Here is a 16552-nt window from a genome sequence, read left to right on the forward strand (position 1 = left end):
GGGGTTTCGCGCCCTCGGGTTTGTATGGCCTCGGTGCCTGCCGTTTGGGCGTGAGCAGTCCCCTCACAGGCTGTTGCCCAGGCGAGTGCTGATGCCGCGAGTGCTGGCCCGCTCACGCCAGCCGCTGGGCGAGTGCCGGTCCCGCACGCCCGCCGGGCAGTCCCCGCGCGGGCCATCCACACCCGCCGCCTCGATGCGTTCCCGCCCGTCAAACCAAGGGAGCGGCCTCGTGAGGTCCGTGAAGGGCTCCTTGAGGGAATCTGATTCCCTCAAGGAGCCCTTCACGGACCTCAGACACCACAGGGCTCCACAGAGCCCCAGAAGGCTCGTCACCTGCCGCTGCCGTACGTGAGGGGAACCCTGAGGGAATCTGATTCCCTCAGGGTTCCCCTCACGTACATCAAAAGCCCCCGCCCGCACCCGCAGCCGGTGCACTCACCCAGGCGGGGCGCCCAGCCCCCTCCCGCACCCCGATACGAAGCCGAAATGCGGGCGGCGGGTGCTTGTCAAGGCATCTTTCCCGCCTTGACAATCACCCGCCGCCCGTCATCACAATCAGGCTTCGGGGTGCCCACCCGCAACCTCCCTGTGGCGTGCAACGCCACAGGGAAAGAAGCCTCAAACCGTGTCCAGAACCACCTCGAACGCCACCTCAGCCGCCCCCAGCAGCTTCACATCCGCCCCCAACGCGGAACTCACAATCCGAGTCCCCCCGACAGCCCGCGAAACCAAACTCCTCCGCCGAACCTCCTCGGCGACAGCCCGGATCACCGACTCCGGCAACACCGTCAGCAAGTCCCCCAGCACCACCAGCTCAGGCCCGAGCAGGTTGACCACGTTGACCAACCCCAACGTGAGCCACTCCGCGTACTCCTCGAGCCGAGCAGCAGCCGAGTCAGCATCCGACCCCAGCTCACGCAGCTCAACGAGAATCGCCCCACGAGGCGTGTCCTCAGGCAGCCCCAGCGCCCGGCACAACGCCGCCTCGCCGATCTCGGTCTCCCAGCACCCGCGGCTCCCGCAATAGCAAGCCCGCCCGCCAGGCCGGATCGCCATGTGCCCGATCTCGCCGACATACCCCGCTCCGCCACGAAGCGAAGACCCTTGCGAAATCACCCCGCCGCCCACGCCGACGTCCGCGGATACGTAAACCGAATCCGAAGACCCCCGGGCCGCACCGCGGAGATGCTCGGCAACCGCCCCTAGCTCGGCGTCATTGGCCACCAGCACCGGGATCCGCAGCACCGCGGACAGCCGGTCCCCGAGCGCCACATCGGTCCACCGCAGGTTCGGTGCCTCGTGCACCAGCCCGTCCGCCCGCCGGACCACCCCGGGCACCGACACGCCGACCGCCACCGGCTCCACGCCGAGGTCCCCGGCCAGCACCCGGGTCGACTCGATCACGTGCGTGATGACCTCGTCCGCGGTCCGCGTCCGGGCGTGCAGATTCCAGCTGTTGCGCCCGAGAATCTGCCCGCCGAGCCCGACCAGCGCGATCGCCACGTGCTCGACCTGCAGGTCGACCGCGAGCACCACCGCGGCGTGCGGCTGCGGCAGGACCAGGAGCGAGGGGCGGCCCGCCCCTCGTCCCGGCCTCGGCACTTTCTCCTCGACCACTCCCGCCTCGGCGAGGCCGTCGACGAGGGTCTTGATGGTGCTCCGGTTGAGCCCCAGTTCGGTGGCCAGCGCAGCCCGCGTACTGGGCCCGCCGACGTGCAGCAGGCGCAACAGGGTCGTGCGGTTGTGCCGGCGCACCTCGTCCGGGCGGGCGACGGGCGGGCTGCTCACCTCGTCATCTTCCCATCAGCCCTCAGCGGGCCGATGCCTCAGCCCGCCGTCGCGAGAGCGCGTCGACGGTCGCGGCCAGCAAAAGCACCAGACCGGTGATGATGTTGACCACCGCGGCCTTCTGCTGGAGCAGGCCGAGCCCGTTGTTCACGATCGCCAGCACCGCGCCGCCGATGACCGCGTCCATGATCCGGCCCTTGCCGCCGAACAGCGAGGTGCCGCCGATGACCGCGGCTCCGACGGCGAACAGCAGCGTGTTCAGGCCGCCGGACTGGCCGCTGACGGAGCCGACCTTCGACGAGTACACGATCGCGCCGATCGCCGCGAACGACGAGCTGATCACGAACACGCTGGTGCGCAGCTTCGGCACGTTGATGCCGGCCCGGCGCGCGGCTTCCTTGTTGCCGCCCACCGCGTACAGGTGCCGGCCGTACTTGGTGCGGTTGAGCACGTAGGTGCCCGCCACCAGGAGGACCAGGACGATCGGCACCACGTACGGCACGCCCGCGATCACGACGAGGTCGTTCGACGCGCGGTTGATGGTGAGCAAGTAGGTCGCGACCGCCGCGACGACCGCGATGGCGCCGACCTTCGCCAGCACGATCGGCGTCGGCTGGACCACCAGCCCGCGCTTCAGCCGCGAGAAGTGCTGTCCGAGCGCGAGCACCGCGTATCCGCCCGCCGCGACCACGAACAGCACCCAGCTGCCGGCGACCGAGAGGTTGCCGTTGGCGACCGCGTTGAGCGTGTCGCTCGTGCTGATCGGCAGCGTGCCGCCTTCGCCGACGAACTGCAGGATCACGCCCTGCCACACGATGAACAGCGCCAGCGTGACGACGAAGGACGGCATCCCGATCTTCGACACGAGGAAACCGGTGATGCAGCCGATCGCGGTGCCGGTGCAGACCGCGATGAGCATTTCGACCCACGCGTTGACCGGCGCGCCGACCAGGATCACCACGATGCCGACCAGCGAAACCGCCGCCCCGGCCCAGATCTTCTGCAGCAGCGCGAGCACCACCGCGAGCACGAGCACCGCGATGAACGTGATGAAGACGCCGGTTCCCATGGAACCCAGCAAGTTTCCATTGTGGACATAGTGCAGCGCCATCAGCGACGCGCAGACGCCGGAAGCGGTGCCCGCGGACAGGTCGATCTCGCCCAGCAGCAGCACGAACACGATGCCCATCGCGATGATGGTCTGGCCCGCGCCCTGCTCCAGCAGGTTGGCGATGTTCTGCAGCGTGAAGAAGTCGCCGGACAGCGCGCTGAACAGGACGGCGAGCACGATCACGCCGAGCACGGCGGGAATCGAGCCGAGCTGCCCGTCCTTCATCCGCGCGAAGTAGTCCTTGATCGCCTCGCCGGTGGACATCGAGGTGGTGTCGATGCCGAAGTCGGCGATCGCCCCGGTGGGCGCGTCCGGAGTCTGCGGCTTCTCGGAAGTTTCGGTCATGGCAGGTTCTTTCTCGCTCACAGCGCGACAGCTTCGGGACGGGCCAGGCCGAGGTCGCCCGATCGGCCCGCGGTGATGAGTTCGACGACCTGGCTGTGTGTCACGTCCTTGGTCTGGACGTCCGCGACGAGCCGGCCGAGGTAAAGCACCGCGATCCGGTCCGCGACCTCGAACACGTCGGCCATGTTGTGGCTGATCAGCACCACGCCGAGGCCCTGTTCGGCCAGCCTGCGGACCAGGTCGAGCACCTGCTTGGTCTGCGCGACGCCGAGCGCGGCGGTCGGCTCGTCGAGGATGACCACTTTGCTGTTCCACAGCACGGATTTCGCGATCGCGACGGTCTGGCGCTGCCCGCCGGACAGCGAGGAAACCGGGGTGCGGACCGATTTCACCGTGCGCACGCCCAGCGACGCCAGCGTCTCGCGCGCGGCCTTCTCCATGCTGGCCTCGTCGAGCAGCCAGCTGCTGCCGCGCTCGCGGCCGAGGAACATGTTCTGCACGATGTCGAGGTTGTCGGCCAGCGCGAGGTCCTGGTACACGACCTCGATGCCGAGTTCGGCGGCGTCCTTCGGACCGCGGATGTGCGCGTCCGTGCCGTTGAACCGGACGGATCCGGTGTCGTACGGGTGAATGCCCGCGATGCATTTGACCAAAGTGGACTTGCCGGCCCCGTTGTCGCCGACGAGCGCGGTCACTTCGCCTGCCCGCACGGCGAAGTCCACGTCGTGCAGGACGTGCACCGGGCCGAAGCTCTTGTTCAGGTCGGTGATGTCGAGAATGGGCTCGCTCATGGGATTCGCTTGTCTCTCGCGTGGATGCCGGGCCGGAACGCGTGTCGGGGGAACGCGTCCCGGCCCGGCTGCTCTTGGCGGGGAGTTACTGCGGCGTCAGGAGATGCCGTTTTCGGTGCACTTGGCGGCGAGGTCGCCGGTGCAGATGTCGGACGCCTTGACGTAGCCCTGCTGGACGACGGTCTTGATGTCCTTGATCGTGATCAGCTGCGGCTGCAGCAGCACCGACTTCAGGTCGCGGTTGTTCTTCGGGTCGTGCAGCTTGCCGGTGGCGATCGCGTCCGCGGCGGCCGTGTCGCCCTTGGCCAGCGCGGCCGCGAGCTTCGCGGTGTTCTCCGCCTCTTCCTTGATCGGCTTGAAGATCGTCAGCGTCTGGTCGCCGCGCAGGATCGCCTGCAGGCCGGCCGGGGTCGAGTCCTGGCCGGTGACCGGGACCTTCCCGTTGAGCCCGTTCTTCTTCAGCACGGTGATGATCGCGCCGGCCAGCTCGTCGTTCGCCGCGACGACGCCGTCGACCTTGCCGTTGACGCGGGTGAAGATCTGCTCGAAGGTCGTGCCGCCGACCTGGGCGTCCCAGTTGTCGATGGCCTGCTTCTGCACGAGGTTCAGCGCCTTGGAGTCGTACAGCGGCTTGAGGACCTTGTCGTGCCCGTTGGCGAACAGAGTCGCGTTGTTGTCCGTCGGCGCGCCCTCGATCTGGACGACGTTGGCTCCCGGCTTGCTCTTCAGCGCGTCGGCCAGGCCCTGCGCCTGGATCTCGCCGACCTTCTCGTTGTCGAACGAGACGTAGTAGCCGGCCGAACCGCCGAGGCTCGGGCGGTCGTAGTCGATGACCGGGATGCCCGCGTTCTTGGCCTTGGCCTCGATCGCCGCGCCGACCGCCGGGTCGGACGGGGCGATGATCAGCACCTTGACGCCCGAGCTGATGAAGCCGTCGGCGAGGGTGGAGAACTTCTGGTTGTCGCCCTGGGCGTTCTGGATGTCGGCGCTGAAGCCCTGCGCGGAGAGCGCGGCCTGCAGCATCGGCTTGTCGAAGGCTTCCCAGCGGGCCGAAGTGGCGGTCTCCGGCAGGATCACGCCGACCTTGCCGCTGGCGCCGCCGCCCGCCGGGGCGGAGGCGGAGCTCTTGCTGTCCCCCGAGTTGCCGGAGCCCGCGCTGTTGGCGCCGCACGCCGAAAGCGCCAGGCCGGCGCTCACCGTCGCGGCGAGGAGGGTAAGGGTTCTGGTGCGCATCCTCGTTCCTTCTCCGATCATGCTCGCGGGGTGATCGGGAGGGGTCCCCGTGCACCGTCGCAGATATGTTGTGGCCGACAACATATGCCGCCGAGCGGCTCTGGGGAAGATGCCGGGATCGAGTAACCGACACCAAATGGACACGGTTCGGCAACGCAGCCCTCATATTCGCGGTGCGCTGACTGAGTGATCCCTGCCACGCACCGAGCGTAATGAGAAGTTGTCCGGTCTTGTCCGGTCCAAGGCACGACGGTGCCCGTTCAGGCACCCGGATCGAACCGGACGACCCGTTCTACCAGGAGCAGGGGCGCACGACCACGCCGTGCGCCCCGCTGTTCGACCCGAAGAACTACCAGGAGCGCAGCGTGACGATCCGCTCTTCGAGCTGCTCCACCGTCGCCATCGCGGTGGGCGGACCGCCGCACTGGCGGCGCAGTTCGTTGTGGATCGCGCCGTGCGGTTTCTTCGTGCGGTGGTGGTACACGCCGACCAGCGCGTTGAGCTCCTTGCGCAGCGCGCCGAGCCGTTCGCTCACCGACTGCGACCGGACCGGCGGCGCGGCCGGTTCCTCGGTCTTCGGCTTGCGCCGCTTCTCGTCGGTGATCTGCTCTTCCTGCCGCTTGCGCAGCAGCGCGCGGACCTGGTCCGGCTCCAGCAGACCGGGAAGGCCGAGGTACTCCTGCTCCTCGTCGGAGCCGGAGAAGACCGCGGTGCCGAACGAGTTGCCGTCGTAGATGACCTGGTCGAGCTCGGCCGAGGCGTGCAGCGAGGTGAACGCCTTCTCTTCCTCGCCCGGTTCGTCCTCGGTGCGGTTGGCCTGGGCGAGCAGTTCGTCGTCCCAGCCTTCCTTCTCCCGGTGCGGTTTGCCGAGCACGTGGTCGCGCTGCGCTTCCAGCTCGCTGGCCAGCTCCAGCAGCACCGGGACGCTCGGCAGGAAGATGCTCGCCGTCTCGCCCTTTTTCCGGGCCCGCACGTAGCGGCCGATGGCCTGTGCGAAGAACAGCGGGGTGGACGCGCTGGTCGCGTACACGCCGACGGCCAGCCGCGGGACGTCGACGCCCTCGGACACCATCCGGACCGCGACGATCCAGCGTTCCTTGGTTTCGGAGAACTCCTTGATCCGCCCGGACGCCTTCGGGTCGTCGGACAGCACCAGCGTCGGCGTTTCGCCGCAGATCCGTTCCAGGATCTTGGCGTAGGCGCGCGCGGTCTCCTGGTCGGTGGCGATCACCAGGCCGCCCGCGTCGGGGATGCCTTGGCGCACCTGGCTGAGCCGGGTGTCGGCGGCCTGCAGGACCGCCGGGATCCACTCGCCCGCCGGGTCGAGCGCCGTGCGCCAGGCGCGCGCGTTCTGCTCCGCGGTGAGCGGCTCGCCCAGCCGCGCGGTGAACTCCTCGCCCGCGCTCGTGCGCCACGACGCCTCGCCCGAGTAGGCGAGGAAGACGACCGGCCGGACCACGCCGTCGGCGAGCGCGTCGGAGTAGCCGTAGGAATGGTCGGCCTTGCTGCGCTGGAACCCGCCGCCGTCCGGTTCGTAGGTGACGAACGGGATGGGCGAGTCGTCGCTGCGGAACGGGGTTCCGGTGAGCGCGAGGCGGCGCACCGCGGGCGTGAACGCCTCGCTGGTCGCGTCGCCCCAGGACTTCGCGTCGCCCGCGTGGTGGATCTCGTCGAGGATCACCAGCGTCTTGCGGTTCTCCGTGCGCACCCGGTGCAGCGTGGGGTGCGCGGCGACCTGCGCGTAGGTGACCGCGACGCCGCGGTAGTCCGACGACGTGACGCCGGTGGTGTTGCGGAAGTTCGAGTCGATCGGGATGCCCGCCGCCGCGGCCGAGGCCGCCCACTGGTGCTTCAGGTGCTCGGTCGGCGTGACGATCGTGACGGCCTCGACGGTGCGGTCCGAAAGCAGTTCGGCGGCGATCCGGAGACCGAAGACGGTCTTGCCCGCGCCCGGCGTCGCGACCGCGAGGAAGTCCTTCGGCCGGCTCGACAGGTACTTCGTGAGCGCGCGGCGCTGCCAGGCGCGCAGCGGGCGCGCGGTGGAGTCCTTCTCTGCGGGCGGCGCCCCGAGGACCGGCTGGGTCGTCTCGGACAAAACTCGGTTCACCCCCTCCTCGGGCCGCTCTGCGCGGCCGTGACGTGCGAAAACCCCCACTGTGGCACCGGCTTCGCCGCCGGGCGCCGCGATGAGGGCACGTCGGCCAGCTTACCTTCCGCGCCCGCGGGCGCCGGGCACCGCCACGGGTGGTGTCCTCCGACACGCCCCCTCTCGGCGGGGGTGACGAGCCAAAACCGCGCGCATGGACCATGCTGGGACACACCATGGGCGAGGTGACACCGGACGCCGGCGAGGCAGAGCCGGACGGCGAGGCAGTGCCGAAGAAGAGCGTGCCGGAGAAGACCGTGCGCAGGGGGCCGTGGCGGCTGTTCACCCGCACGCTCGCGAAAGCCTGGGACGGCAACATCTTCTCCGAGGCCGCCGAGGCGGCGTTCTGGCAGACGCTGTCGCTGCCGCCGCTGCTGCTCGGGCTGCTCGGCAGCGTCGGGTTCATCGGCGAGTGGTTCGGCCAGAACGTGGTCACCGCGGTGCACGACCGGATCATCACCTTCAGCCACACCATCTTCAGCGCGAACGCGGTGCAGGAGATCATCGAACCGACGGTGAACAGCATCCTCACCGTCGGCAAGGGCGAGATCGTGTCCGTGGGCTTCGTCATCTCGCTGTGGGCGGGTTCGTCGGCGATGTCGTCGTTCGTGGACGCGATCACCGTCGCGCACGACCAGTACGGCGTCCGCAACGAGGTGTGGCAGCGGATTTTCGCGCTGCTGCTGTACCTGTGCGCGCTGATCGGGCTCGTGATCGGGCTGCCGCTGCTGGCGATCGGGCCGGACCTGCTGCCGGAGTTCTTCCCGGTCGACTGGCGGCCGACGGTCTCCTCCTGGGTCGGCACGCTCTACTACCCGGTGCTGGGCGTGATGATCGCGCTCGCGCTGACGACGCTGTACAAGCTCGCGCTGCCGCGCCGGCTCCCGTGGCACCGCGGGCTGCCGGGCGCGATGCTGGCCGGCGTGGTCTTCCTGGTGTCGAGCATCGGGCTGCGGATCTACCTGAACTGGATCACCAAAACCGGCTACACCTACGGCGCGCTGGCCGCGCCGATCGCGTTCCTGCTGCTGATGTTCTTCATCGGCCTCGCGGTGGTCGGCGGCGCGTATTTCAACAGCGCGATCCAGGAGCTGTGGCCCGCGAAGGCGACCCGGCGGCAGCGGCGCAAGTGGCGGCGGCTGGAGATGGAGCGCGCGACCGAGCGGATGCGGGCCGAGGAGGGCCGCAAGCTGTGGGACCGCACGACGATGCCGTTGCGCCGGCCGAAACGGCATCCCGAAAACTCCGAAGAAAGCCACGAGGAATCGAACGGCGCCGAGGTGAACCACTCCGGATCGGAGACCGTGCAGCTCCCGAGGCCCGAGCGGGCGGCCGGGGAACGCGCCGGTTCCGAGCCGTCTCCCGGCCCGGAACCGCGCCAGCGCCGTCCGCAGCAAGGCTGAGCACAGGGGTCAGCCCTGGCGGAACCGCCACGTCTTGCTGTCGAAGGCGATGCAGACGCTCGGCGACATCACGACCACGCGCAGGGTGCCGTCGCGCTCGTCGTAGTCGATGCCCTCGACCTCGAAGTTGCCGCCGCAGCCGCTTTGCAGCGGAAGCTGGCCGAGCGAGGTGACGTGCCCGGTGACGTCGGAACCGGAGACGGGGCCGGAGAGATCGACCTGCAGCAACGGTTTGGTGGTGCCGAAGAGGCTGCCGTCCGGGTCGTCCGACGAGCACATCATCCGGGTGGCGGAGACGAAATCGCAGCCCTGGACGTCGCGCACCGGGTGGTCGAGCCGGATCGCCGAGGCGTACGGGAGGTTCTGGCCGGGGTCGGTGGCCGCGACGCCGGGCATCGGGTAGACGAGCAGCCGGTCCATCGTGCCCCACTCGCCGGACACCAGCCAGCGCGCGTCGGGCGACACCGCGGCGAACGAATTGTTGTTGGCCTCCCACGATTCCAGCGCGTGCTGGTAATCGGCGCGGGAGCCGTCCGGGGCCTCGACGCGGAAGAGCTTCGCGCCGCGGTCGTCACGCTGGTAGGGCTCGACGTACCAGCCCTTCGCGGACCCCGGGTCGCCGATGTGGTTCCAGCCCTTCGCGGCCAGACCTGGGTCGACCGTGCCGATGCCGGTGTAGCGGATGCTCGTGCCCGACGAACGCTCAACGGTAGCGAGACCTTGGCTTTCGTCAAGCGGACGGGCGCGGTCTGAGCCGACGGTGGTCCACCCGGTCACCGCGTTCGCGGCGCCCGCCGCGACGGCGCTGAAGGCGGACAGCAGGACGACGAGGGAAAGCACGATCCCGGTTGCGCGCATGCGGGGACACTCCTGCGGGGAGGCGACTGGCCGGACGCAGGTCTACCAGTTCCTCCCCGGGTGCACAGCCACCGAGTGAAGGATTTTCACCTTTGTTCCCGCGCACCGGGACGCGCGGGAACCGGTCAGTCGTCGCCGCCGGGACGGAGGCCCTCGTAGATCTTCTTGCACTTGGGGCAGACCGGGGACCCCGGCTTGGGCGACTTCGTGACCGGGAAGACCTCGCCGCAGAGCGCCACGACGTGCGTGCCCATGACCGCGCTCTCGGCGATCTTGTTCTTGCGCACGTAGTGGAACATCTTCGGCGAGTCGTCGTCGGTCGACTCGGTGCTGTCGGTCTCCGGCTTGGTCAGCGTTTCGGTGCTCACCCCACCATCATGCCTCAGCGCCGCGCCCGCGGTAATGCCCGGCTAGGCTCGCCTGACCTGCCAAGGGACCCCTCAGGAGCCCGGATGCCGCACGAGTCCGCACCCCGGTGGCACAGCGCGCTGACCCGCCTCGGCGGCGACCACCACGTCGGCCACGACGCCTGGGCCGACCTCGAAACGCGCTACACCGAACCGCACCGCCGCTACCACGACCTGGCCCACGCCACCGCCGTCGCGCACGACGCGGAGCAGCTAGCGGCCGACCTGCCGTTCCACGAACGCGCCGTCGTCGTCCTCGCCGCGTGGGCACACGACGTGGTCTACGACGCCGTACCTGGCCAAGACGAACAGCGCAGCGCGGAATGGCTGCGCCGCTGGCTTACTCGCGCGGGGGTTGCCGACGCGCACATCGACCAGGCCGAAGCACTCGTCCTCGCCACCGCCGCCCACGTAGCACCCGAAGGCGACTTCGCCGCAGCAGCCCTCCTCGACGCCGACCTAGCCATCCTCGGCGCACCGCCTGCCGTGTACGCCGCGTACGTGGACAACGTGCGCCAGGAGTACGCGCGCTACCCCGACGACGCCTGGGCAACCGGCCGCGCCGCCGTCCTAGAAAACCTCCTCGCGCGGCCCACGCTGTACCTCACCGAAACCGCCCGCTCACGCTGGGAGACCGCCGCGCGACGAAATCTGCAGGCAGAGCTGACCCGATGCCGCAGCGCACGCGACGATCACAGATGATGTCCGGTCGTGACCACCCAGACCACTCCCCTGTTCGTCCACGAGGAAGTCGCCTCGGCGCTGCGCGACGGTCACCCCGTCGTCGCCCTTGAGAGCACGATCCTCTCGCACGGCCTCCCGTACGGACGGAACCTCGACGTCGGCCGCCGAATCGAGCAAACCGTACGAGACGGCGGCGCCGTTCCGGCCACCATCGCCGTACTGGACGGACGGCCAGTCATCGGCCTCTCCCCCGCCGAGTTGGAGCGCGTCTGCGCCCCGGACGCCAACCTGGACAAGCTGTCCCTGCGCGACCTCGGCCCCGCAGTCGGCCTGGGCCGCTCCGGCGCGACGACGGTCGCGGGCACCTCTGCCCTCGCCGCAGCAGCCGGAATCGGCGTCTTCGCGACCGGCGGCCTAGGCGGCGTGCACCTGGGCGCGGCACAGAGCTGGGACGTCTCCGCAGACCTCGGCGTCCTCGCGAAGGTGCCCACCGTGGTCGTGTGCTCCGGCGTGAAATCGGTCCTGGACATCCCCGCCACCCTCGAGGTTCTGGAAACGAACTCGGTCCCAGTCCTCGGCTACCGCACCGACGACTTCCCGGCTTTCTACCTCCGCTCCTCCGGCCACCCCGTCGGCTGGCGCGTAGAGGACGCGAAACAGGCCGCCGCAGTAATCGCCGCCCACCGCCGCTACGCGAATTCCGGCGTACTGCTGACAAACCCGATCCCCGCAGAGTCCGAAATGGACCGTGCTTTGCACGACCGGCTCTTGCAGGAGGGCTTGGCAAAACTGGCCGACGGCGATGTACACGGCGCAGACGTGACTCCCGTGCTGCTGGAGCATTTCCACACCGCCAGCGAAGGCGTCAGCATCGACGCGAACGAAGCTTTGGTGCTGTCCAACGCCAAACTGGCGACCGAAGTAGCGGTGGCCCTGTCGTGACCGGAATCGTAGTAGTAGGCGACGCAGGTCTCGATGTCGTCGCGAGGCACGACCAGCCCCTCCCCCACGGCGGCGACGCCCGAGCCGCAATCCGTTTCACCGGCGGCGGCGCAGGCGCGAACACCGCCCTGTGGCTGCGTTCCCTGGGCGCGGAAACCACCCTGGTAGCCCGAATCGGCGATGACTCCGGCGGCCGCCTGATCAAAGCGGAACTGGAAGCCGCAGGCGTCCGCTGCGCCTTCGCCACCGACCCAGAAGCTCCGACCTGCTGCGTAGTCGTCCTGGTAGACGGCGAAGGCCAACGCAGCATGCTCGCCGACCGAGGCGCGAACAAACGCTTCGCCCCCGAAGACGTCACGCCCGATTCGCTGACCGGCTCCACCCACCTGCACCTGTCCGGCTATGTCCTGCTGGACCCGTCGTCCCGCCCCGCAGGCCTAGCCGCACTAGCCGCCGCGAAGGAAGCGGGTCTGACCACCTCGGTGGACCCCCAAGCAGCCGCCCACATCCACGACCCGGCAGCCTTCCTGGACGACGTACGCGGCACCGACCTCCTCATGCCGAACACCGAGGAGCTAGTCGCCCTAACCGGCTCAGCAGACCCGTCCTCCGCCACCGAACTCCTCGACGCGGTCGGCGCAGTGGTAGTCACCGCAGGCCTGGACGGCGCAAGCTGGATCGACGCAACCGGCGTCGCGTCAGTCCCCGCAGTAGAAACAACCTGCGTGGACTCGACCGGCGCAGGCGACGCCTTCGACGCAGGCGTCCTCACCACCTGGCTGGCCGGAAAGTCCACAGTGGACGTAATACGCGCAGGCACCCAACTAGGCGCACTGGCAGTAAGCCGAATCGGCCCCCAACCCTGACCAGAAGTACGCGAGGGGAACCCTGAGGGAATCTGATTCCCTCAGGGTTCCCCTCACGTACCTAAACCGCACCGCTGCACCCAACGTTCGAGGCACCCAGCCCCTCCCCCGCACCCCGATACGAAGCGTCCCTGCGGTCTGGGGGTGCTTGTCAAGGCATCTTTCCCGCCTTGACAAGCACCCCCAGACCGTCAGCACACTCAAGCTTCGGGGTGCCCCACGCAACCAACGGGCGCAATGTCGCCGCCAGGCGACGAGCAGCCCCCCGAATTACCCGTCGATCACCCGATGCTTCCGCCCCTCAATCTGCTTAGCATCCCGCGCATAACGATTAACCTTCTCCGATTTCCGCGGCGGCCGATCGTTAGCGATCAACACAGCAATCCAAGGCAACGGAATAGAAATCACCAAAAACAGAATAGCCAGCCACCACGTATGATAAGTCAGCCCAGCCAACACCAGACAAGGAATACGGCACACCATCATGATGACGTACTTCCGCTTCCGCGCCGCCAGCTGATCGTCCAGCGACGGCTCGGCCTCGGTGATCAGCACAGGCTCGGGGCGGGGATCCGGTCCGTGGGGTGCGTTCACAGCACCACCTCCGTGTTCCATCGTCTCACTCACCGCCCTTCCGCGACACCTGGGCGGCCGAACCGGGACAAAGCAGCGACGACCAGCGTCTCGACCCCGGTCCGCAACGTCGGATGCAACACCGGCGCGAACTTGGACGAGTGATTCGAAGGCACGTCAGTCTCGAACCGCCCCTCCGTCATCGCGGTAATCACCTGCTGCGCGTCAAACCCGCCGACCAGCCAAAACACCGACGGCACCCCAGCCGCCCGGCCGAACTCGCTGAAGTCCTCACTGCCGGTGACCAACGGCGCGGGCATCGTCGCCTCAGCTCCGAAGTGCCCCCGGAACACCTCCGTCAGCTCATCCGACGCCGCAGCGTCATTAGCCGTGACCGGATAGGACGCGACGACCTCCACGGTCGGCGGCTGAGGCGCTCCCGCAGCCGCGGCTTCACCGTTCACGATCCGCTCGATCGCCTTGCGCAGCCGCACCAACACAGCGTCGTCGAAGGCGCGAGTATTGACCTCCAACACCGCGTGATCAGCGATCACATTCGCCGCGGTCCCGACATGCATCGAGCCAACAGTCACCACCGCGGGCTCGGTCGCCGCGATCTCCCGCGACACGATCGTCTGCAGCTTCAGCACCACAGACGCCGCCAGCACCGCCGGGTCGACCGTGGTCTCCGGCCGCGAACCGTGCCCGCCGCGACCGTGCAGGGTGATCCGCAGGGTGTCGGTCGCCGCCATGATCACGCCCGGACGAGTCAGCACCCACCCGGCCGGACCAGGCACGATGTGCTGCCCGAAGACCACGTCAGGACGCCCGACCCGGTCGAAGAGACCGTCGCGGACCATCCCCGCGGCCCCGTCCCCGGCCTCTTCCCCGGGCTGGAACAGCGCGAGCAATGTGCCGGACCAGTCGTCCCGAGAAGCCGCGAGAAGATGCGCGGCACCGGAGAGCCACGTCGCGTGCATGTCGTGCCCGCAGGCATGCATCAGCGGCACGTCGCGGCCTTCGGAGTCGACGCCGCGCGCAGTGCTCGCGTACGACAGCCCTGTCTGCTCCTCGACCGGCAACGCATCGATGTCCGCGCGAAGCAGCACAGTCGGTCCTTCTCCGTTGCGCAGGACGCCGACGACGCCAGTGCGACCGATGCCGGTGTGCACCTCGAAGCCGTCTTCAGTCAGCCGTCGGGCCAGCTCCGCCGCCGTCCGGGTTTCGGTGAACGCCAGCTCGGGATGACGGTGCAGATCGACGTACAGCGCTTCAAGCTCCGGCAGTGCCGCTTCAAGCGGAGCCAGGACACGCTCGGTGGTCTCGGTGGTCACGATGCTCATCGTGGCAGGCTTACCCACCGTGAGCACGAACACGCCTCTTCCTGACCTTTCCGACGACGTCTGCGCGCGGCTGCGCGAAGCGTTCCGACGCACCGGCTACGACGCTGACGGCGTCGTCGACGCGCTCGGCGGCGCGGCGCACACGGCGCTGGGCCGCGGCGAGCCCGAACCGGCCCGCCGCGCGAGCCTCGACGCCGGGGACCTCGGCGTCTTCATCCGGCTGTTCCTGCTCGGTCTCGCCGAGCCGGAGAAGACCGTCTCGTCGGCGTTCGCCCCGCTCAGCGCGGACGACGCGGTGGCCGCGGGCATCCTGCGGACCGTCGGAGACGAGTTCCGCGCCGCGCTCGACATCCGGCCGCACGGCGACGACGACGGCTCGTGGTGGGTCGTCTCCGATCTCGACGCCGACATGCTCGGCCACGTCGTGTCCGAGGACCACGTGCTCGGCGTCGGGCACGCGTCGCTGAGCCTGATCCGCGCGACCAGCCGCCGCCCGGTCGGCACCCTGCTCGACCTGGGCACCGGCAACGGCGTCCAGGCGCTGCACGCGACCCGGCACGCGCAGCGGGTGACCGCGACCGACGTGTCGGCCCGCGCGCTCGCACTGGCCGCGGGCACGTTCCGGCTGAACGAGCTGGACGTCGAACTGCTGCGCGGCGAGTGGTTCGCGCCGGTCGCGCGCCGCCGGTTCGACCAGGTGGTGTGCAATCCGCCGTTCGTGGTCGGCCCGCCGCGCGTCGACTACACCTACCGAGACTCCGGCCTGGCCGGCGACGACGCGAGCGCGCTGGTAGTCCGTCAGCTGCCGAGCTTCCTCAACGACGGCGGCACCGGTCAGCTCCTCGCGTCGTGGCTGCACCGTCGCGGCGAAGACTGGGGCGACCGCGTCGCACGTTGGCTGCCGCCTGAGACCGACGCCTGGTTCGTACAGCGCGACGTCGCCGACCCGGGTCTGTACGTCGGCACGTGGTTGCGCGACGAAGGCATCGACCCGCGCTCGCCTGAAGGCCGTGCGAAAGCCGCAGCGTGGCTCGACTGGTTCACCGAAAACGACGTACAGGGCATCGGTTTCGGCTTCGTGACACTGCGGCGCGCGAACGGTCAGACGCCGACTGTCGTCTGCGAAGACCTTCGACAGGCTTATGACGACCCGCTAGGCCCCGAAGCAGCGAACTGGCTCGACCGCGTCGAGTGGTTGCGTACGCACGGCGACAATGTGTTGGACGTAGCGTTTCGGGTACCCGAAACAGTGCTGCTCGAACGCGTCGATTCGCCCGGCGACGAAGGCTGGGAAACGACCGTACGGCGGCTGCACCGCACTGACGGACCGGGTTGGCAGCACGAAGTCGACGAACTCACGACGCGGCTTCTCGCGGGTTGCCGCGGCGCGTTGCCGTTGTCGGATCTGCTGGACCTGCTGTCCGCCGCGCAGGGCCTCGATTCGGCCGAACTGACCGCCGCGGCGTTGCCGATCGTCCGCGAACTCGTGCGGCACGGCATGCTCGTGCCCGGTTCGCCGCAGTGAGGGCGGTGGCGGCGCGGGTCACCCGCGCGAGCGTGACCGTCGCGGGGGAGATCGCCGGAGAGATCAACGAACCGGGGCTGCTCGTGCTGCTGGGCGTGCACCGTGACGACGATCTCGGGAAAGCCGAAACGATGGCCCGCAAACTTCACGAACTCCGGTTGCTGCGCGACGAAGAATCCTGCGCGACGACCGGCGCTCCGCTGCTTGTGGTGTCGCAGTTCACGCTCTACGGCGACACCCGCAAGGGCCGCCGCCCGTCGTGGACCGCCGCCGCCCGGCCGGAAATCGCCGAACCCCTGGTGGACGCCGTGGTCGCGGAACTGCGCGGCCGCGGCGCGACCGTCTCGACCGGACGGTTCGGCGCGGAGATGGCGGTGGAAAGCGTGAACGACGGCCCGTTCACCGTTCTCGTTGAGGTCTAGACCACATTGGATCGGCGCGCGTAACATCGAAGGCACAGCGCGCGATTCGCACGCATTTCCCGGAGCGGGGCGGTTCTCAGCAAAACCTCAGTTTTGGTGGAGCAACCGCGAGGCG

General features: G+C 69.0%; 15 protein-coding genes. 6 read left to right on the forward strand and 9 right to left on the reverse strand.

All coding sequences use genetic code 11. The features are described 5' to 3' along the window. Positions 1–618: 618 nt before the first annotated feature. The 5 genes from AB5I40_RS13900 to AB5I40_RS13920 form a co-directional block, all read right to left on the reverse strand. Positions 619–1788 carry an ROK family protein gene (locus AB5I40_RS13900; RefSeq protein ID WP_370938904.1) on the reverse strand — a complete coding sequence of 390 codons (1170 nt, stop codon included), beginning with the start codon at positions 1786–1788 and terminating at the stop codon, positions 619–621. A 22-nt stretch (positions 1789–1810) separates the two neighbouring features. Next, entirely contained in the window at positions 1811–3244 is a 1434-nt protein-coding gene (locus tag AB5I40_RS13905; protein WP_370938905.1) for a sugar ABC transporter permease, read from the reverse strand. Positions 3245–3261: 17 nt separating this feature from the next. After that, positions 3262–4035: an ATP-binding cassette domain-containing protein gene (locus tag AB5I40_RS13910; RefSeq protein ID WP_370938906.1), complete on the reverse strand. Its 774-nt coding sequence runs from the start codon at positions 4033–4035 to the stop codon at positions 3262–3264. Positions 4036–4131: 96 nt separating this feature from the next. Then, on the reverse strand, positions 4132–5268 hold the full coding sequence (locus AB5I40_RS13915; RefSeq protein WP_370938907.1) for a substrate-binding domain-containing protein: 1137 nt from the start codon (positions 5266–5268) through the stop codon (positions 4132–4134). Between the two features lie 349 nt (positions 5269–5617). Next, positions 5618–7375 carry a DEAD/DEAH box helicase gene (locus tag AB5I40_RS13920; RefSeq protein WP_370938909.1) on the reverse strand — a complete coding sequence of 586 codons (1758 nt, stop codon included), beginning with the start codon at positions 7373–7375 and terminating at the stop codon, positions 5618–5620. Between the two features lie 215 nt (positions 7376–7590). Between AB5I40_RS13920 and AB5I40_RS13925 the strand changes: the two genes are divergently transcribed. Next, positions 7591–8817: a YihY/virulence factor BrkB family protein gene (locus AB5I40_RS13925; protein ID WP_370938910.1), complete on the forward strand. Its 1227-nt coding sequence runs from the start codon at positions 7591–7593 to the stop codon at positions 8815–8817. A 9-nt stretch (positions 8818–8826) separates the two neighbouring features. Here the strand turns inward: AB5I40_RS13925 and AB5I40_RS13930 are convergent, their stop codons facing one another. Beyond that, a complete protein-coding gene (locus AB5I40_RS13930; protein ID WP_370938912.1) occupies positions 8827–9675 on the reverse strand; it encodes a hypothetical protein in 849 nt (282 codons plus the stop codon). A 125-nt stretch (positions 9676–9800) separates the two neighbouring features. Then, the gene (locus AB5I40_RS13935) at positions 9801–10043 is read right to left on the reverse strand and encodes a DUF3039 domain-containing protein (protein WP_020657970.1); all 243 of its coding nucleotides are present in this window, start codon (positions 10041–10043) and stop codon (positions 9801–9803) included. 84 nt (positions 10044–10127) lie between these two features. Between AB5I40_RS13935 and AB5I40_RS13940 the strand changes: the two genes are divergently transcribed. The 3 genes from AB5I40_RS13940 to AB5I40_RS13950 are packed head-to-tail and all read left to right on the forward strand — an operon-like array spanning position 10128 to position 12574. Then, positions 10128–10784, forward strand: coding sequence for a hypothetical protein (locus tag AB5I40_RS13940; protein ID WP_370938913.1), 657 nt, complete (start codon positions 10128–10130; stop codon positions 10782–10784). Positions 10785–10793: 9 nt separating this feature from the next. Then, positions 10794–11708 (forward strand): pseudouridine-5'-phosphate glycosidase, encoded by a 915-nt coding sequence (locus AB5I40_RS13945; RefSeq protein WP_370938914.1) that lies wholly within the window; start codon positions 10794–10796, stop codon positions 11706–11708. Continuing rightward, positions 11705–12574: a carbohydrate kinase family protein gene (locus AB5I40_RS13950; RefSeq protein ID WP_370938915.1), complete on the forward strand. Its 870-nt coding sequence runs from the start codon at positions 11705–11707 to the stop codon at positions 12572–12574. Before AB5I40_RS13945 ends, AB5I40_RS13950 begins: the two co-directional genes overlap by 4 nt. A 270-nt stretch (positions 12575–12844) precedes the next feature. Here AB5I40_RS13950 and AB5I40_RS13955 read toward each other — a convergent pair whose 3' ends face one another. Both AB5I40_RS13955 and AB5I40_RS13960 read right to left on the reverse strand, forming a co-directional pair. After that, positions 12845–13189, reverse strand: coding sequence for a DUF3099 domain-containing protein (locus tag AB5I40_RS13955; protein ID WP_370940516.1), 345 nt, complete (start codon positions 13187–13189; stop codon positions 12845–12847). A gap of 8 nt (positions 13190–13197) precedes the next feature. Beyond that, positions 13198–14490, reverse strand: coding sequence for an amidohydrolase (locus AB5I40_RS13960; RefSeq protein WP_370938917.1), 1293 nt, complete (start codon positions 14488–14490; stop codon positions 13198–13200). A gap of 19 nt (positions 14491–14509) precedes the next feature. Between AB5I40_RS13960 and AB5I40_RS13965 the strand changes: the two genes are divergently transcribed. Together AB5I40_RS13965 and dtd are read left to right on the forward strand one after the other, a co-directional pair. Continuing rightward, positions 14510–16015 (forward strand): methyltransferase, encoded by a 1506-nt coding sequence (locus AB5I40_RS13965; RefSeq protein WP_370938918.1) that lies wholly within the window; start codon positions 14510–14512, stop codon positions 16013–16015. Continuing rightward, on the forward strand, positions 16012–16437 hold the full coding sequence (gene dtd / locus AB5I40_RS13970; RefSeq protein ID WP_370938919.1) for a D-aminoacyl-tRNA deacylase: 426 nt from the start codon (positions 16012–16014) through the stop codon (positions 16435–16437). Before AB5I40_RS13965 ends, dtd begins: the two co-directional genes overlap by 4 nt. The last annotated feature ends 115 nt before the right edge of the window (positions 16438–16552 follow it).

It is taken from the genome of Amycolatopsis sp. cg13, from assembly GCF_041346965.1.
Taxonomy (GTDB): Bacteria; Actinomycetota; Actinomycetes; order Mycobacteriales; family Pseudonocardiaceae; genus Amycolatopsis.